Source organism: Enterobacter sp. PL_is511 (assembly GCF_055816065.1).
This window is the reverse complement of record NZ_JBVPGP010000019.1, coordinates 207625-224991: the sequence shown is the minus strand read 5'-3', so window position 1 is coordinate 224991 and position 17367 is coordinate 207625. Positions and strand designations below refer to the sequence as shown.

Genomic DNA, 17367 nt, shown 5'->3' with positions numbered 1-17367 from the left:
CAGCATGTAACTGTAGGCCCGGATCGCTGCGCGCCACCGGGCTTTTTCTTATCAGGACAGGTTATGTTTGGTAACTTAGGCGAAGCAAAAAAATACCTCGGTCAGGCGGCGAAAATGCTGATTGGCATTCCGGACTATGACAACTACGTTGAGCATATGAAGACCAACCATCCGGATAAGCCGTACATGACCTACACCGAATTCTTCCGCGAGCGTCAGGAAGCGCGCTACGGCGGAAGTGGAGAAGGCGGCGTCCGCTGCTGCTAAAGGAGAGACCATGACCCCGATTGCCGTTACCCTGCTGACCGGTTTCCTCGGCGCCGGTAAAACCACCCTGCTGCGCCACATCCTGAATGAACAGCACGGCTTTAAAATCGCCGTCATCGAAAACGAATTTGGCGAAGCCTCCGTAGACGACCAGCTGATTGGCGATCGCGCCACGCAGATCAAAACCCTGACCAACGGCTGCATCTGCTGCACCCGCTCTAACGAGCTGGAAGACGCCCTGCTGGACCTGCTCGACAGCCGCGATCGCGGTGAAATCGACTTTGACCGCCTGGTGATCGAGTGCACCGGCATGGCCGACCCCGGCCCGATTATTCAGACCTTTTTCTCTCACGAGATCCTTTGCCAGCGCTACCTGCTGGACGGCGTCATTGCCCTGGTTGATGCGGTTCACGCCGACGAGCAGATGAACCAGTTCACCATCGCCCAGTCTCAGGTGGGCTACGCCGACCGCATCCTGCTGACCAAAACCGACGTGGCGGGCGAAAGCGTTAAGCTTCGCGAGCGCCTGACGCGCATCAACTCCCGCGCGCCAATTTACACGGTGACGCACGGCGATATCGACCTGTCTCAGCTGTTCAACACCAACGGCTTTATGCTGGAAGAGAACGTCACCGCGAAACCGCGCTTCCACTTTATGGGAGACAAGCAAAACGACGTGGCGTCGATTGTGGTGGAACTGGACTACCCGGTGGACATCAGCGAGGTTTCGCGCGTGATGGAGAACCTGCTGCTGTCGTTTGCCGACAAGCTGCTGCGCTACAAAGGGATGCTGTGGATTGACGGCGAACCCAACCGCCTGCTGTTCCAGGGCGTTCAGCGCCTGTACAGCGCCGACTGGGACAGACCGTGGGGCGATGAAGTGCCGCGCAGCGTGATGGTGTTTATTGGTATACAGCTGCCGGAAGAGGAGATTCGGGCGGCGTTTGCGGGTCTGAAGAAATAACCGCCATGCATCCCCTCTCCTCTGTAATTTATTAACCTGAAGCGATGAATTTTGTATCAGGAAAATGAATAAATTACAGCGATGTTCTGGTCTGGCTGTAAATCGCCGAAGCGTTTCCGTAGGGCCGGGGCGAGGCGCAGGGATGCGCCGAGAGGGCGTGGCCTGCAGGGATGCAGGCTCATGCCCGACCCGATAGCCCGAAGGAATAAGCTGAGGGCACCGCGAAGCGGCGATTTACCGCCGGGAGCCCGGGTCGCCAGGGTGGTGGCGATTGAGCCACCCTGGCACGTTCACAGGTCATGCCGTTACAGAGTAGCAAGGAACATAAAGTGAACGGAATGACCTCCACAGCCGTATGTTCCCCCTCACCCCAGCCCTCTCCCTCAAGGGAGAGGGGGCCGTCTGTGCAGGCATTATTTTGTGGGGATACTTATTTCACCGCCTCCGGCAGCGTCACAATCCACAGCTCGCTGTCGGACTCCGGCTTCTTCAGCGGCTTCACGCTGAGCGTGGTTTCCACCGGCTTATCATCCAGCGTCAACTTGCCTTCCGCGTTCACCCGATAATCCTTGAGCTTCTTGCCCTCGACCGGGTTTTGCATCGCCACCTTCACGCCAAAGTCGTTATCGTTCGCCACCGCAAGCGTTTTGCTGTCGATAAGCGCCAGCCCTTCAGCCTTCTCCTGCTGCCAGCCCAGCGCGCGGAGATCGACCACCTGCATTTTTGCCGCGAGGGTAATCCCGCGCTGCGCCAGGGTTTTCTCATCATCAAATTCCGGGTACTCGCCCGGCTTGTCAAAGGCGGAAAGATCGCTCGCCTTGCTGAGATCCACCTTGTAAATCAGGTTGCGCATCCCGTCGTTTTTATCGCTTCCCTGCTCAATCAGCAGGATGTGCTGGTCATCGAGCGCCACAATGTCGCCGATTTTGGCGTCGCTGTTTTTATCGTAGGCCGCGCTGTCGATGGGGTAACCGTACATCGCGGTTTTGCCGGTCGCCGGATCGAAGCTCACCAGACGGGTGAACAGCGCCTGCTTTTTGCTCTTACCGTCGATGTCCAGCGTGCTTTGCACGGCGGCGATAATCCGCCCGTCCGGCATCCGGGTCAGGCCTTCAAAGCCCCGGTTGGGCTGGCGCCATTTGATGATGTTTGGCAGACCGCCCGCGATGGATTTTTCCCCTTCCGCGGCCTGCGGCCCGTGGATCGCGAGGATCTTGCCTTTGCTGTCGACGTTAATCAGGAACGGGCCGTACTCGTCGCACAGCCAGTAGCCGCCTTTGCCGTCCGGCGTGATGCCTTCCGTATCCAGTCCGCGGTTGTCACCCTTGAGCGTCTTTAAGGTATCGCTGAACGCCACTTCATTGGTGGAACCAATCACGCCGCTTTGCAGCGGCAGACCGTTAATCTCGCCTTTATCGTCATGCAGCGGACGGGCATCCGTTGCCTCTGCTTTGCCGTTCTGGACGCGGATGGTCATCAGCAGCGGCGCGAAATCTGGCGTGACAAATATTTTGGCTTCGTTTTTACCCATTTTTGGCGCATCGGCGTTGGGACCGCGATCGGTCACGGTCGCAAACGTCAGGGCATCGTCCTGCTTGCCCGTAAACAGCAGGCCAGAGCCAATCCCCACCGGGAGCCCGTTCGGGAACGCATCGGCAAACGCGCCGCTGTATTTCACATGGGAGCCGTCAGGGAAGCTGACGACATAGCGCTCAGCGGTAGGCTGTGCCGCCAGGCCAGAGAAAGAGAGCGCACAACCGATAAGCACAGGAATAATTTTTCTTTTCATATTGTTAGCATCCAGTTAGTGAAGCCAACAACGTAAAGAATAAACGTGTCAGAAAAATGACATGGAAAGGCAACCGGCATGGGCGAGTGAACGTATATTCAATGCCCGGAAATGTAAGGTTGTGTTGTATTGTGTGACAACTGAAATACTTTTGGAAATTATTAGAAACTCAATTAATTCACCTCTAATCACTATCCCTTCTTCGTTCAGTTTATGTTTAGTCAAAAAATTAAACGGTTCCTAAACACCAAAACATCACCCGTTGACACCCCGGCAATCAAACAGCATTGCAACAACTTCTATAAAAAACTTAACAACATCAGCATAAAACAGCGACTTTCATCACATTTGCAGTCATAAAAATCGCTTGTTAAGGTGCCCCCAGATGAATTTAATGACGAGGCATAAAACATGAAAAAACTGAATATCCTTCTTCTTTCTGCTCTGACCGCCCTCTCGGGTTCCGCTCTGGCAATGGGTGGCAGCATTGAGCAGGGTAAAAACTTTACCAACCTCAACCTGGAAATGGGGAAATCCTCATCCGGCCTGTATGCCGAAAGCAACTGGCTTAAAAACACCGATGACGGTACCCAGACCGGCGGCGTGGGCGCAGGCTACAACCTGGAAGTAGGCCCGGTAATGCTGAATGCGGGTGCCAAAGCCATCTACATCGGCCCGAAAAAAGGCGATAACGGCGTGGCGTTCCCCATCGGTGGTGGCGTAAACGTTGCCCTGACCGACAGCATCCACGTGTACGGTGAAGGCTACGTGGCGCCAGAAGGGCTGAACAACAGCGTGAAAAACTACGTGGAAGCCAATGGTGGCGTAAGCTGGACGCCGATCGCGCCGGTGACCCTGAAAGTGGGCTACCGCCACGTGAGCGTTGATGGTAAAGACGGTCGTCCGAACCACACGCTGATTGACGGCGCATATGTAGGCGGTGGAGTGTCCTTCTAAGCCTGTGTGTGCGTTTCGCCCGGCGGCGCTACGCTTGCGCGGGCCTACAATCAAAGGGGCAATATATTAAAATTGTTGCACATTGTAGGCCGGGTAAGCGCAGCGCCACCCGGCAAGAAAGGCGATGACAGTGTTCATAGTAAACCTGCCGGCTGGCAGGTTTTTTTATGACCTCTTACTGACGCACCACCACCAGCTTCTGGTTCACAAACTCTTTGATCCCCAGATCCGACAGCTCGCGTCCGTAACCGGAGCGCTTCACGCCGCCGAACGGCAGCTCTGGTGCGGTATCGGTAAGCCAGTTGATGTACACCATCCCGGTCTCGATCCGGGACGCCATTTTCTTCGCGCGCTCGATATCCTGGCTGAATACCGCCCCGCCCAGGCCGTAGTGGGAGTCGTTCGCCAGCGCGACCGCCTCGTCGTCGTTTTTCACCACGTATATCTGCGCCACCGGGCCGAAGAACTCTTCGAAGTACGCCGGGTTGTCGCGCGAGATGTTCGTCAGGATCGTCGGCTCGAAGAAGCTCCCGTCGCGCTGCACCGGCTTGCCGCCATAGTGCAGCGTCGCGCCGTTTTTCACCGCCTCGTTAACCTGTTTGGTCAGTGTTTCAAGCGCATCTTTCGACGACAGCGGCCCCAGCGTGGTGCTTTCGTCCAGCGGATCGCCAATCTTCACCTGCTTAAACGCCTCGGTGAATTTGCTCAGGAAGGCATCCGCAATCTTTTCATGCAGGATAAAGCGCTTCGCCGCGGTGCAGACCTGCCCGGCGTTGTTGAGGCGCGCATTCACACCAATCTTCACGGCTTTGTCCAGGTCCGCATCGTCCAGCACCACGAAGACGTCGTTACCGCCCAGCTCCAGCGTGGATTTCTTAATGTGCTTCGCCGCCTGTGCGGCCACCACGCTGCCGGCTTTTTCGGAGCCGGTCAGCGCCGCCCCCAGCACGCGATCGTCGGCAATGATGTTCGCCACCTGCTCGGACGAAATAAACAGGTTAGTCCATGCCCCTTCCGGCGCGCCCGCCTCGCGAACCAGATGGGCAAAGGTCTCGGCGCAGTGCGGCACGATGCTGGCATGCTTGGCGATCACCGGGTTGCCCGCCGCCAGGTTTGGTGCCAGGACGCGCATCAGCTGGTAATACGGGAAGTTCCACGGCTCAACGGCCATCAGCACGCCGATGGGGTGATGCTCCACCCACGCTTCCCCAAGCTCAGAGTCGTACTTCACCGGGGCCAGGAACTGCTTCGCGTTGTCGGCATAATAGCGGGCGATCTGCGCGCACAGCTTCACCTCGCCGCGGCTCTGTTCGATAAGCTTGCCCATCTCCTGGCTGGCGATTTTCGCCAGATCCTCGGTGCGCTCGTCGATCAGGTCGGCAAGCTTATGCAGCACCGGCAGGCGCTGGCTGATGTCGCCTTTAGCCCAGTCCGAATGGTAAAGCGCATCGGCCGCCTTCAGGGCCGCTTCGATATCCGCGTCGGTATGTGAGGGGTATTCTTTGATGAGCTGGTTAGTGGCAGGATTTACTGTCTGATAAGCCATGTCGAATCTCCTTGTTTTACCGCTTAGGGTATTAAGGGTAGTCAACATGACTGGCTGTGGACGTAAAGTTGGGTATATCCGGAAGGTTCTTAATGAAGCGCTGCCAGACGGTTCGCTGACGTGGTATAAAAAACGTCCAGAAGGAGTTCATATGACCGATACCCGACATATCCGGCAGACTTTTCACCGCGCCTCAGGCCTTGAGCTGCGCAGCACGTGGCAGAGCACGCAGGCGTATAAACGTCATTGTCACCCGCAGCTCTCCATCGGCGCGATTGTGGAAGGCCAGACCTGCTGCGTGTGTCATGACAGAGAATACATCCTTAACCCCGGGGACCTCATTGTGATCCCGGCCTCTGCGCCGCACAGCTGCAACCCCGTCGCCGGGCAACCGCGCAGCTACCATATGCTCTATATCGACACCGATCTTCCTCTGGCGCTCCAGGTGATTCGCGACCGTACGCTCTTTAAGCGCTACCTTGAGATTGTTGAGACGATGTCGCCTGCCTCCGTGGACACGCTGCTTTCAGCCCTGCCCCGCCGCCTGGAAAACGCAGATGCGCTTCGCTCAACCAGTCAGCACGTGCGGCAGGCGTTTCTTGCCGACCTGGCCGCACCGCCTTCGCTTGACGAACTTGCCCAACTATTCTCGCTGCGCAAAGAGACGCTGATCCGCACCTTCAGGCAGGACACCGGCCTGACGCCGGGCAGCTTCCTCAACATCTCCCGCGTGGAGTTCGCCAAAGCGCGGCTACGTGCCGGGGACGACATCGCCGACGTGGGCTACCAGAGCGGCTTTGCCGACCAGAGCCATTTTCATAAGACCTTCGTCAGCTATACCGCCGCCACGCCGCGCCAGTACGCCACGGGCCGATCAATATCCGACAATAAATAACGTTGGCATCACCGTAGTCTGACCTCAGATTGTTAACCGAGGTTACTATGGAACTGTTCTTCCCTTCTGCTTTTCTTGCCCTGGCGCTGGCGCATTTTGTCGCCCTGTTAAGCCCGGGTCCGGACTTCTTCCTGCTGGTGGGCTACGCGGCGCGCTACCGACTGCGCGGCAGCGCCGGATTGTGCGTCGGCATCGCCGCGGGCAATGGGCTGTATATCTTACTGGTGATTATTGGCTGGAGCGCGCTGCGCCAGTTTGCCTGGCTGTTTACGCTGATAGAACTTTGCGGCGCGCTGTACCTGCTGTGGATCGGCTCGCATCTGGTACGCAGCCAACCGCAGGCGCTGAGGCTGAATGAAACCCGTCAGCGCTGCCCTTCGCTGCGCAAGCAGATCCTGCTGGGGCTCGGCTCGGCGCTGCTTAATCCGAAGAACGCGCTTTTCTATCTGGCGCTGATGACGTCGCTACTGGGGCCGAACGTGACGCTGCTTCAGCAGGCGACCTGCGGCGTCTGGATGGTGATGGTGGTGCTGGTGTGGGATCTGGCGCTGGTGTCGCTGATGGGGCTATCGTCGGTGCAACAGAAGCTCAGCCGTGCGCTGTGGTGGATTGAGCGCACGGCGGGTGTGGTGCTGATGGGGTTTGGCGGGTGGGTGCTGTGGCGGGTGATATGAAAGAATCTTATCAGCCGTTTTCTATGCCCCTAACCGATAATCCCAGTCATCCGAGTGAATAACGTTACCGTCACGGTAATGCCAGGTAATCTTTTTATAACGAAGCAAAACAAGCTCAAGATGACCCTGTTTTTCATGGTAAGTCTCTTTCACGTCATGCATTAATGAAAACACCGTGACGACCTTCACCGCTTCCAGCGTTATCGTGAAATAGATTTCTTCCTGACCGGCATCATTGATTCTGTACAGGTCGATAGTCGCTTTCCTGAACGTACCGCCCGTGCTGAGTGCTTTATAGAGAAAAACACTGGAGGCATCTATTTCTTTCTCAATAAGAAAGGGACGATGCTGGCGTTTGCTCAATGCTCTGCCATTATGCAGGTCAGAATTATAGCTTACGTTATGATAGAGCCCTAAAACCTCAATCTGGTTTTCACGGTCTTTAACTTTCACGCTGCCTTTTATGTTATTACCCGCATCGTCAGTTAATGACATATATCCCGGAATGGCCATTTACATATCCTTATCGAATGGAACAGAGTGTTCAACAGTTGAGATCATAACGGCGAGACATCTTTTACCCTGCGGGCTTTTTATTTTGAACATCTCCCTGATTGAATCCACAAAGAGCTTATTACCCTCTGCTTCCGTTTCTGGATAACTGGCAAAAGCACAGATTTGTTGAATAGTGAGTAAGGGCTTATCGTCTTTTAAAATGGCTAAAACGCCTGCAGGATTATGAGGGATAGCTTCAGAAAGCGCTGCTTTTAAGTCTTCAGCCGTACTGGCGTCCACTCCGGGTTCAAGGGCACTCGCCACGGCTAACCATGCCTGAGTTCCTTTACTTATCTCTGGTATGACATGATTCCACCATTCCGACTCACCCGTATCATTTGAATCCAGCTCCGCTACAACAGACATGGCGCCTTTGCCGTTTATCATTTGCAGGATCTGTTCAGGAGTGTGGTTTTTGGCAAATAAACCCATCGGTAAGCACAAGAAGAATAGCACCATAATATACTTCATTATCGCACCACCAGTATTGTATCACCCGAATCATAAATCATATGACGCTTGTCCTGACCATTCATAATGATACAACCTGCTGATGCAGAGCCTGGTGGCTGACCTTTTTTATCACCATGAATTTGAAAATGATCCCTACCAAAGGTATTGGTCCCCGCTATAGGCTCAAGAATAATGGCCTCAGCGCTTTTATGATTATTCCACCCGGCAATAAAATAAATACCTCTGGGAATGGGGCCTCTGTTTCGTTGACTTTCACACTCTGGCTTATCTTTCGATTCACCCGCACCGCTGTAGCAGTTAGCGACAAACACACCATTATGGCTCAATACCCCCGTCGAAACTTTATACTCCCATGTCATCGATACCGTCTCCTTTCATAAATAGTCCTTTATCGTATGGCTAACAGGAGCGTTAAAATGACTACGACGGTCACAAAACATTACGTCCGAAAATAAATAAGCACAAAAAATATAGAAAAATTAATAATAGATAATTTTGATTTATATAATTTTTATATAAAAGCCGTGTGTCAGGCAGAGAATGCGTCTCTCCCCTTACACCAGTTTTGCACTTTTGGTTCACTTGCCTCTATCCTTAACCCATGGAAAAAATAGCTGAACTCAAACGCGCCAAGCTGCTGGCGCTGGCGCTGCTGCTGGTTGCCGCCGCGGCGTTTATCACCACCCTGTTCCTGCCGCAGACCTTCTGGGTGCGCGGCGTCAAGGCCATTGCCGAGGCGGCAATGGTCGGCGCGCTGGCTGACTGGTTTGCGGTCGTCGCGCTGTTCCGCCGGGTGCCGATTCCCTTTATCTCCCGCCATACGGCGATCATCCCGCGCAATAAAGACCGGATCGGCGACAATCTCGGCCAGTTTGTGCAGGAGAAATTTCTCGATACCCAGTCGCTGGTGGCGTTGATCCGCCGCTATGAGCCCGCGCAGATGATTGGTGCCTGGTTCAGCAAGCCCGACAACGCCCAGCGCGTCGGGCTGCATCTGATGCAGGTGATGAGCGGTTTTCTCGAGCTGACCGACGACGGGCGCATTCAACGCCTGCTCAAACGCGCGGTGCATAAGGCCATCGACAAGGTCGACTTCACTGAAACCAGCGCCGTGATGCTGGAGAGCATGACCAAAAACAACCGCCATCAGGTGCTGCTGGACGCCATCATCAATCGCCTGATTACCCTCATTCAGCGGGAAAGCACGCGGGACTTTATCGCCGACCAGATCGTCCACTGGCTCAAGACCGAGCATCCGCGCAAGGCGATGGTGCTGCCCACCGAGTGGCTGGGCGATCAAAGCGCGGAGATGGTGTCAAACGCGGTGAACACGCTGCTGGACGATATCAGCCATGACCGCACGCACCAGATCCGCCAGGCATTTGACCGCGCCACGCTGAAGCTTATTGACAACCTGAAAAACGATCCGGACATGGCGGCCAAAGCCGACAACATCAAGCACTATCTGAAAAACGATGAGGCGTTTAACCGCTATCTGGGTGAGATGTGGGCCGACCTGCGCCAGTGGCTGAAGGCGGACATGCAGAGTGAGGACTCGCGCGTGAAGCAGCGCATCGCCAACGCCGGGCTTTGGTTTGGTGAAACGCTGACGAACGATGCGAACCTGCAAGCCTCAATGAACGAGCATCTGGAGCAGGCCGCGCACCGCCTCGCGCCGGATTTTGCCGCGTTCCTGACACGCCATATCAGCGACACGGTGAAAAGCTGGGATGCCAAAGACATGTCCCGCCAGATTGAGCTGAACATTGGCAAGGATCTGCAGTTTATCCGCGTCAACGGCACCCTGGTGGGCGGGACGATTGGCCTGATTCTGTTTTTACTCTCGCAAATCCCGACGCTTATCCATTGAGCGTCCTGAGGATCAGCGCCTTCATGCTGGAAATAGCGGCATTGGCGGAGGCGCTTCCCTGATGCAGCGCTATTCCCAACTCTCCTGTATCTGGCAGCTGGCGGCTGTCGACCTGTAACGTCTCGGGCAGGCCAATACGCGTGCGGAGCGTGATACCCAGCCCCGCGCTGACGCCCGCCCACAGTCCGCTCAGGCTATAGCTGGTAAAAGCTATACGCCAGGGAATACCTGCGGCATCCAGCGATGCGATAGCCCGGCTTCGCAAGAGGCAGGGGGCGTCAAACATTACCAGCGGCAGCGGCTCACCTCGCTGCAGAAGTGCCTCAATGTCCTCGCTGGACCGGCAAATCCACTTTAGCGGCTCGCTTCGCACATAGTCGCCTTCTCGTCCTTCCTGCCAGACCAGCGCCAGATCGAGTTCGTTTGCCGCCACGCCCCGCAGCAGCGGCGGGTTGCGATCGACGCGCGCGATCATGCGAAGCTCAGGGTGTTGTCTGTGAAAATCGCCGATAACCTGCGGCATCACGGACTCCCCAAAGTCCTCCTGCATACCCAGACGCACCTCGCCCTGAAGCAACTCCCCCCTGATAGCCCGGAGCGCTTCATCATTTAATGCCAGCATGCGTCGGGCGTAGCTCAGCAGAATTTCACCCTCCCGGGTCAGAGCCAGCGTACGCCCCTGCTTCACGGTGAGCGCCACGCCGCACTGCTGCTCCAGCTTTTTTAGCTGGGCGCTGACCGCAGAGGTGGACCGACACAGCCTGTCCGCCGCCTCGGCAAAGCTGGTGGATTGAATACCCTCCACAAAGCTGCGCAGCGCGTCCAGGTCTAATGCTGAAAAGCGTTTATCCATATCATCCTCATTTTCAGGACATTTGGTCCTGAACATTGCAATTTTATTTATGGTGGCAGCCTGCGAGAGTGATTTCCAGACCACAGGAGGAATAAAAATGAGCACAACACTGAATCGCGACACGCTTGCGCAGGTCTCCCCTAAGCTGGCGGAACTCAGCCAGCAGGTGCTGTTTGGCGATATCTGGCAGCGTCCGCAGCTGGCCCCGCGGGATCGCAGCCTGATCACGCTTGCCGCCCTGGCCGCCCTGGGGCGTACCGCGCAGCTTCCCTGGCATATCGACTTTGCCCGAAAAAACGGCGTGACGGACGACGAGATTGCCGAAGCGTTTACTCATCTGGCGTTTTACGCAGGCTGGCCGGCAGCCGTCAGCGCCCTGACCTGCCTGGCAGAGGAGAAACAATAATGCCGTTTGTTCGCATCATGACGGGTGGCCGCTATAGCGAGATGCAGAAAAAACAGATTTCGGACATTCTGCACCAGGCGCTGACGGAAACCTTCGCCGTTCCCGCGCAGGACCGGTTTCATTTTTTTGAATGCTTCGCTGCCGGGGATCGATACGTTGATCGGCACTATCTCAGCCCGGGCAGAACGGAGGGGGCGATACTGTTCAATATCGTGGCCGGTAAGCCGAGGAGCGAAGAACAAAAAGCGGCGCTCTACCGCCAGTTGGCTGCGCAGCTGAATGAGAAGATGGGCATCAATGGTGGGGACGTGATGGTCGTTATCCAGTTTACTGCCGCTGAAGACTGGAGCTTCAGCGGCGGCATACGCTATCAGCCCTGAATGACGTAGCGCGTCGCCTCGAAGCGGTTCAGGATCAGGTGCACCAGAAAGACCATCGTCAGCGTCGCCACCAGCGAAAAAGTGACGGAGGTGATGCGGTACAGATCGCTGAACACCAGGTCAGTGTCCGGGTGCATGTTCTGCCCGAACATTATCCCGATGGTGGTGATGCTGGAGAACCCTACGCCTGCGCCCACCTTCTCCATCACGTGGAGTCGCGCCCCAAACGCCAGCCCGAGGCCGATCAGCGGCATCATCAATAGCATATGGCTGCTGTGATCGTAGAGGATCAGCTGCACCACCAGAATATAGAGGCAGCCCAGCACCACGCCGACCACGCGCCAGATGGAGCTCATCACCGAACCGCGATAGTGCATCGGGAACAGGATTAAAATCCCCGCCATCAGCGCCGAAAGCGAATCGCTTAAGTCGCTAATCTGAAAAACGACGAATATCAGCGTCGCGACGGTGCCGGAGAGCAGCGACTCGTGGCGCACGCGGGCGTCGTCTTTCTCAATCAGCGGCGGCGGCTTGCGGGGCTCCACGTCCGGCAGGAGATAGTTCATCAGCGCGCTCAGGCATACCGCCATCACGCTCGCTTCGATGTTGGAGAACAAAAGCGTGTGCCAGTTGGTGGTGGGGTAGCTCATAAAGTTGAGCATCACGCTCTGGCACACCACGCCCATCGAACCGAACAGAAACAGCGGGCCTTTACTCATAAAGCGAAAGCGCATCACGTACAGGGCAAACACCACCAGCGTCATGATGACCGGCCATTGCGACAGATAGCCGATGATAATCACCATTTCAACGCAGTTTAGCGCGGCGCTGAAGATGAACTGCTTCGCCACGTGGCGGTTAAACACCGGCACCAGCGACAGCAGCATGATCGGGTAGACCACGAAAAATACGCCATAGCTGGTGTTGTAGAAGCTGGAGATGCTGAGCGCAATCATCCCGGCAAAGACGATGCGCAGGGTCTGGCGAAAGTCGTTTGCCGTATAGACGATGTTGCCGTGCGGGGTAAACACCCGCGCCAGGGTAGTAATAGACATCGAACTAATAAACATAGTGAAGCAGGCTCACCAGGTGGATCTGCATCCCGGAGAAGAAGCGCGCAAACGGTCCTTCGCTGTTGTAGAGCTGCACGGTCGCGCGGGCGCCGGTCGGCAGATGCTTCGGCAGCGCCTCGTCCAGCGTCACGTGAATGCGCATGCGCTGAGCGTCGCGCACCCAGCGGTTGGAGGTTTCCGGCTCGGAGAGCTGGCCGTAAACCGCCTCCTGACCAGCAAGGATCCCCGCGTCGCTGCTGGTGACGTGGGCGCGGAAAACGTGCCCCGGGAAGGCGTCGAACACCACGGCGGCGTCGGTGCCCTGACGGGTGTGGCGCAGGCTCTTCTCGCGGAAATCGGCCACGATGTCGGTCTGGTTGTTCACCAGCGCCAGCGCGGCTGAGCCCGAGGAGGCGTAAAAACCCGGGCTTAACTGCAGGTTACTGACCGTGCCGTCCGCCTGGGCGTAAACCTTCGTCCAGCCAAGATTGAGTTCCGCTTCATCCAGCGCGTTACGGTATTTTTGCAGCGTCACGTTGCGGTGCTCGTCCCGCTCGCCGCGCTGGATGCGCAGGTTATGGATGTTGGCCTGAATTGAGCTGACGGACTGTTCGCTGCTCTGCCAGGTGGTGCGAACCTTATCCAGATCCGCCTGCGAGACGTTCTGCAGGGTGCTCAGCTTCTGGTAGCGGTCAAAGGTTACTTTGTCGTTACGCGCGGTCAGCACGGCGGTTTTCAGGCTGGCCTGCGCGGCAACGATCTGCGCATCCAGCTGTTCGTTGGACAGGCGTGCCTGCTCGAGCGCGATTTGCGCCGCCTCCACCTTATTGCGAAACGGCGTGTCGTCGAGCTCAAACAGCAGATCGCCTCGCTTCACCTGGCTGTTGTTGTGGACATGTACCGCCGCCACGTAACCGGAGACACGCGGAGACACCGGCGTCACCACGCGCATCACGGTGGAGTCCGGCGTCAGCGGGATCCAGATATCCGCGACGATAAAGTAGACAAACATCAGCAGGAAAGAGGCAATACTCACCCTTACCCAGCGGGCAAACTTTTGTTCAGGGGTCATTATTTTTCGGTCTTGTTATCTTCTTCGCGGATTGTCCGCAAATTGCAGGCGATTTGATTCAACGTGGCGCTGAAAATGTCGAGATGTTCCGGCACGATGTTTTGCGATACGCGCGCCTGATACGTCTCAATCACCTGAGTGAGCCTTTGTAACAGGGCTTTTCCCTCAGGCGTCAGCGTCAGAAGCCGGATGCGCTTGTCATAAGGCGATACGGCGCGCAGCAGGTATCCCTGCTTTTCCAGCTGTGTCAGGGTGCGCATCAGCGGCGGCAGTTCAATGCCCTGCACCTCCGCCAGCTCACTCATTGAGACGTTATCCCCGAGCTGATGCAGCTGCATCATCACCGTCCAGCTCGACTGGGTTAACCCGGTATCGAGAATGGCCTCGTCGATGACGGCACGCCACTGGCGCACGATCATCGCCATCCGCATGCCCATCGGCCTGCGGCAGAACAATTCTTCTTCACTCATGGGGAAACCTCTCGTCACACGCGGTCAAGATAATAGTTATCAGGGTAACTATCAAGAAACGAGAGGCGAAAGCGCAGGAATTGCGAAAGGGTGTTCTCCCTCTCCCTGTGGGAGAGGGTCGGGGTGAGGGCATCAGCCCGCAGCGGCGTTTAGCGGCTAAAATGCTTCCTGACGGCACTTTTCCCCGATGCCGTCACCACCACCTCCCGATACCCCGCCACCCGCTGGATCCAGCCTTTACTTTCCAGATGGTCGAGCAGCAACGCGCCGGCTTCTCCGCCCAGGTGAAACCGCCGCTCGCTCCAGTCCAGGCAGGCACAGCAGGCCTTCCGGCGCGGATGCGCGCTTAACGAAATGCCGAGCGTCAGGAACTGCTCCCGGCCGTACAGGGTCAGCGCTGAACCGTCAGCCTCCAGCCAGCCTTCCGCCTGCATGAAATCATAGATCTGCACCGCCACCGTACCGGCGAGATGGTCGTAGCAGGTCCGCGCCTCGCGCATGGCTTTCGGCGCGCTGGTTTCCGGCGGGGTAATACGGCTCCACGAAAGCCCCATCATCTGCTCCACCAGCGCCGCCACGTCGTGCCCGGCAAGGCGATAATAGCGATGCCGCCCTTGCGACAGGCAGGTAATCAGTTGCCCTTCAAGCAGCCGGGCGAGATGCCCGCTGGCGGTCGACGGCGCAACGTCAGCCGCCGCGCTCAGTTCGGTGGCCGTCCACGCCCGTCCGTCCATCAGGGCACAGAGCATCTTCACGCGCGACGGATCGGCCATTGCAGCCGCTACAGCGGCAATCGCCTTTTCCAGCAACGCGCTGTTATCAGGGGGTAAACTCGTCTTAAGCATGGGCCGCCCAGGGTTCGGTGATCTCTGCGGCCAGCTTATCATCATCCGTCAGCAGAATAAGGTGATTCGCATGGTCGCTGTACTGAGTCAGGATTGACACACCGCGTGCCGCCAGCGCCGCTGCGATCTCGCCCAGCTCGCCAGGGCGTTCCTGCTTAAGCTTTCTGATCACCGGCTGTCGCACCGCCTGTACGGTAAACCCGGCGTCGAGCAGCACGCGTCGCGCTTTTTCCCCGTCTTCCACCAGGAAATGGGCATGTGTACCAAATACGCCACCGCCCTCCAGCCCCACGCCGTTGCGGCCCAGCAGCTGCCCAAAGCGCGCCAGTTCACCCGGGATATCGCGAAAAATGACATGAACGTCATACATCGGCATGCCCTCCGGTTTCAGAGGTATATTCCCGCACGACCTGCGCCACCCGAATGCGGTAGTACGCAAAAATCGACTCCCGCCCTTCGGCCTGCGCCGCCTGATGAAAGACGTTCTGCTTCCAGCGGCGGACGGCCTCTTCATCCCGCCACCAGGAAAGGGAGAGGATTTTGCCGTCGGTGGTCAGGCTCTGGAACCGCTCGATATCAATAAAGCCGTCGATGTCGGCCAGCAGCGGCTTAAGTTCGGCGGCCAGCTGGAGATAGCGCGCCTGATGAGCGGGCTCGGCTTTAGCTTCGAAAAGGACTGCGATCATGATGGTCTCTCCGTTGTGATTTGGGGAGAGAATGCAGGATGGAAAAGCACGATGCTTCGGCAAGGAGCGAAGTGTTGTGCCGGATGGCGCTGCGCTTATCCGGCCTACGGGCTCATGTAGGCCCGGTAAGCGCAGCGCCACCGGGCAGGTTTTATCCCACAATCGACCTCGGCTCCATAAACGCCCGAATTCCCCACTCGCCCATCTCGCGCCCCAAACCGGAGTGCTTAAACCCGCCGAACGGCGCTTTCGGTTCATGGGCGAGGGTGTTCACCAGCACGCGACCGGAAACAATCTGCTGCGCCACGCGTCGCGCGCGGTCAACATCGCCGCCCAGCACCATCGCGCTCAGGCCGTAGTCGGTGTCGTTGGCAATGGCGATCGCCTCCGCCTCGTCCTGATAAGGGATTACGCACAGCACCGGGCCGAAGATCTCGTCGCGGGCAACGGTCATCCGGTTGTTCACGTCGGCAAACAGCGTCGGACGCACAAACCAGCCGTCCTGCGTGCCTTCCGGCCGCCCTTCACCGCCCGCCAGCAGGCGCGCCCCTTCTTCGAGGCCTTTACGGATATAGCCCTGCACCCGCAACCACTGCTTCTCGCTGACCATCGGGCCGACGTCTGTCGCACTGTTGCGCGGGTCTCCGGAGTTCACCGCCGCCACGGCCTGCGCCAGCCCGGTTTCGATCTCCGCCTTGAGCGAGTAAGGCACCAGAATGCGCGTCCCGGCCACGCACGCCTGCCCGCTGTTCATAAACCCGGCCTGAATCACCAGCGGGATCGCCTGCGCCAGATCCACATCATCCAGCAGGATCGTCGGCGATTTACCGCCCAACTCCAGGGTCACGCGCTTAAAGCTTTCCGCTGCGTTGCGCAGGATCGCCTTGCCGGTATTCGTGGAGCCGGTAAACGAGATTTTTGCCACGTCCGGATGGCGGCTAATGGTTTCACCTACCGTCTCGCCGCGCCCGGTGACGATGTTAAACACGCCCGGCGGCAGCGCGGCATCGCGCAGCGCTTCAGTGACAATCCGCGTTTGCAGGGCGCTCATTTCACTCGGCTTGATCACCGCCGTGCAGCCCGCGGCGAGCGCGGCCGCCAGCTTGCCGCAGATAAACCCGGCATCGCTGTTCCACGGCGTAATCAGCCCGGCCACGCCGAGCGGCGTCATCTGCACCGTTGCGGCACCTGCGGGGGTGACAAACTCAAACGCCTCCAGCGCCTCAATGGCCTGAGCAATCACCTCCGCCGGATAGCTGGCCATCCACGCCGAGCGCGAGGCGGGCGCGCCGTACTCTTCAATGACCGCTTCCAGCAGATCGTCGTGGCGAGCGGCCACGGCGGCGTGCATGCGCTTCAGCGCCGCGATGCGTTCCTGCTTTGTGGTCTGCGACCACGCCGGAAACGCCGCTTTTGCCGCCGCAATGGCGCGCGCTGCGTCGACCTCATCCGCCAGACGAACCTGGCCGATGACCCGCGCCGTCGCCGGGTTGTACAAATCAAACCACTCGGTGCCGTGCGGGGTAACAAATTCGCCGTTAATAAAGATCTGTTCGATGGTGTGCATATAAACCTCCTCAGGCTGTGTGAGCACAGTCTGGCACGGCTTCTC

Annotated in this window: 21 protein-coding genes; 8 read left to right on the top strand and 13 right to left on the bottom strand. The window is 57.6% G+C overall.

Translation table 11 applies throughout. The features are described from left to right. The first annotated feature begins 63 nt into the window (after window positions 1-63). A complete protein-coding gene (locus tag AC0TN7_RS07400) occupies window positions 64-267 on the top strand; it encodes a YbdD/YjiX family protein (protein WP_003856610.1) in 204 nt (67 codons plus the stop codon). A 10-nt stretch (window positions 268-277) separates the two neighbouring features. Next, entirely contained in the window at window positions 278-1231 is a 954-nt protein-coding gene (yjiA, locus tag AC0TN7_RS07395; protein WP_090419174.1) for a GTPase, read from the top strand. Between the two features lie 430 nt (window positions 1232-1661). On the opposite strand, the gene AC0TN7_RS07390 is transcribed toward yjiA, so the two are convergent. Further along, window positions 1662-3020, bottom strand: a complete 1359-nt coding sequence (locus AC0TN7_RS07390; protein ID WP_024908299.1) for an esterase-like activity of phytase family protein — start codon at window positions 3018-3020, stop codon at window positions 1662-1664. Window positions 3021-3431: 411 nt separating this feature from the next. On the opposite strand from AC0TN7_RS07390, the gene AC0TN7_RS07385 reads away from it, so the two are divergent. Next, the gene (locus AC0TN7_RS07385; protein WP_024908300.1) at window positions 3432-3977 is read left to right on the top strand and encodes a YfaZ family outer membrane protein; all 546 of its coding nucleotides are present in this window, start codon (window positions 3432-3434) and stop codon (window positions 3975-3977) included. 175 nt (window positions 3978-4152) lie between these two features. On the opposite strand, the gene AC0TN7_RS07380 is transcribed toward AC0TN7_RS07385, so the two are convergent. Next, the gene (locus tag AC0TN7_RS07380; RefSeq protein WP_417927892.1) at window positions 4153-5523 is read right to left on the bottom strand and encodes an NAD-dependent succinate-semialdehyde dehydrogenase; all 1371 of its coding nucleotides are present in this window, start codon (window positions 5521-5523) and stop codon (window positions 4153-4155) included. 151 nt (window positions 5524-5674) lie between these two features. On the opposite strand from AC0TN7_RS07380, the gene AC0TN7_RS07375 reads away from it, so the two are divergent. Both AC0TN7_RS07375 and AC0TN7_RS07370 read left to right on the top strand, forming a co-directional pair. Beyond that, window positions 5675-6418 carry a helix-turn-helix transcriptional regulator gene (locus AC0TN7_RS07375; RefSeq protein WP_024908302.1) on the top strand — a complete coding sequence of 248 codons (744 nt, stop codon included), beginning with the start codon at window positions 5675-5677 and terminating at the stop codon, window positions 6416-6418. A gap of 47 nt (window positions 6419-6465) precedes the next feature. Further along, on the top strand, window positions 6466-7092 hold the full coding sequence (locus tag AC0TN7_RS07370; protein WP_473701984.1) for a LysE family translocator: 627 nt from the start codon (window positions 6466-6468) through the stop codon (window positions 7090-7092). A gap of 21 nt (window positions 7093-7113) precedes the next feature. Here AC0TN7_RS07370 and tssD read toward each other — a convergent pair whose 3' ends face one another. The 3 genes from tssD to AC0TN7_RS07355 are packed head-to-tail and all read right to left on the bottom strand — an operon-like array spanning window position 7114 to window position 8480. Beyond that, window positions 7114-7605 (bottom strand): type VI secretion system tube protein TssD, encoded by a 492-nt coding sequence (gene tssD / locus AC0TN7_RS07365; protein WP_248165921.1) that lies wholly within the window; start codon window positions 7603-7605, stop codon window positions 7114-7116. After that, on the bottom strand, window positions 7606-8118 hold the full coding sequence (locus AC0TN7_RS07360) for a hypothetical protein (RefSeq protein ID WP_473701983.1): 513 nt from the start codon (window positions 8116-8118) through the stop codon (window positions 7606-7608). Beyond that, on the bottom strand, window positions 8118-8480 hold the full coding sequence (locus AC0TN7_RS07355) for a tlde1 domain-containing protein (protein WP_021240619.1): 363 nt from the start codon (window positions 8478-8480) through the stop codon (window positions 8118-8120). The genes AC0TN7_RS07360 and AC0TN7_RS07355 overlap by 1 nt, the downstream gene beginning before the upstream one ends. A 242-nt stretch (window positions 8481-8722) precedes the next feature. On the opposite strand from AC0TN7_RS07355, the gene AC0TN7_RS07350 reads away from it, so the two are divergent. After that, window positions 8723-9991: a DUF445 domain-containing protein gene (locus tag AC0TN7_RS07350; RefSeq protein WP_473701982.1), complete on the top strand. Its 1269-nt coding sequence runs from the start codon at window positions 8723-8725 to the stop codon at window positions 9989-9991. On the opposite strand, the gene AC0TN7_RS07345 is transcribed toward AC0TN7_RS07350, so the two are convergent. Then, complete coding sequence (locus tag AC0TN7_RS07345; RefSeq protein WP_148768524.1) at window positions 9981-10844, bottom strand: LysR substrate-binding domain-containing protein; 864 nt, start codon at window positions 10842-10844, stop codon at window positions 9981-9983. The genes AC0TN7_RS07350 and AC0TN7_RS07345 overlap by 11 nt on opposite strands. 97 nt (window positions 10845-10941) lie before the next feature. Between AC0TN7_RS07345 and AC0TN7_RS07340 the strand changes: the two genes are divergently transcribed. Beyond that, complete coding sequence (locus AC0TN7_RS07340; protein WP_148768523.1) at window positions 10942-11250, top strand: carboxymuconolactone decarboxylase family protein; 309 nt, start codon at window positions 10942-10944, stop codon at window positions 11248-11250. Next, window positions 11250-11630, top strand: a complete 381-nt coding sequence (locus tag AC0TN7_RS07335; RefSeq protein ID WP_148768522.1) for a tautomerase family protein — start codon at window positions 11250-11252, stop codon at window positions 11628-11630. The genes AC0TN7_RS07340 and AC0TN7_RS07335 overlap by 1 nt, the downstream gene beginning before the upstream one ends. On the opposite strand, the gene AC0TN7_RS07330 is transcribed toward AC0TN7_RS07335, so the two are convergent. The 7 genes from AC0TN7_RS07330 to AC0TN7_RS07300 form a co-directional block, all read right to left on the bottom strand. Continuing rightward, on the bottom strand, window positions 11621-12685 hold the full coding sequence (locus tag AC0TN7_RS07330; protein ID WP_463726545.1) for a DUF2955 domain-containing protein: 1065 nt from the start codon (window positions 12683-12685) through the stop codon (window positions 11621-11623). The two genes, AC0TN7_RS07335 and AC0TN7_RS07330, sit on opposite strands and share 10 nt — an antisense overlap. 4 nt (window positions 12686-12689) lie before the next feature. Beyond that, window positions 12690-13757: an HlyD family secretion protein gene (locus AC0TN7_RS07325; RefSeq protein ID WP_473701992.1), complete on the bottom strand. Its 1068-nt coding sequence runs from the start codon at window positions 13755-13757 to the stop codon at window positions 12690-12692. Then, on the bottom strand, window positions 13754-14224 hold the full coding sequence (locus AC0TN7_RS07320) for a MarR family winged helix-turn-helix transcriptional regulator (protein WP_157188566.1): 471 nt from the start codon (window positions 14222-14224) through the stop codon (window positions 13754-13756). The genes AC0TN7_RS07325 and AC0TN7_RS07320 overlap by 4 nt, the downstream gene beginning before the upstream one ends. Before the next feature lie 149 nt (window positions 14225-14373). Beyond that, window positions 14374-15069 carry an ArsR/SmtB family transcription factor gene (locus AC0TN7_RS07315; protein ID WP_473701981.1) on the bottom strand — a complete coding sequence of 232 codons (696 nt, stop codon included), beginning with the start codon at window positions 15067-15069 and terminating at the stop codon, window positions 14374-14376. Next, complete coding sequence (locus AC0TN7_RS07310) at window positions 15062-15439, bottom strand: amino acid-binding protein (protein WP_148768996.1); 378 nt, start codon at window positions 15437-15439, stop codon at window positions 15062-15064. Before AC0TN7_RS07310 ends, AC0TN7_RS07315 begins: the two co-directional genes overlap by 8 nt. Continuing rightward, window positions 15432-15755: an antibiotic biosynthesis monooxygenase family protein gene (locus AC0TN7_RS07305; protein WP_126545533.1), complete on the bottom strand. Its 324-nt coding sequence runs from the start codon at window positions 15753-15755 to the stop codon at window positions 15432-15434. The genes AC0TN7_RS07310 and AC0TN7_RS07305 overlap by 8 nt, the downstream gene beginning before the upstream one ends. 151 nt (window positions 15756-15906) lie before the next feature. After that, on the bottom strand, window positions 15907-17322 hold the full coding sequence (locus tag AC0TN7_RS07300; RefSeq protein WP_473701980.1) for an aldehyde dehydrogenase family protein: 1416 nt from the start codon (window positions 17320-17322) through the stop codon (window positions 15907-15909). Window positions 17323-17367 lie beyond the last annotated feature (45 nt).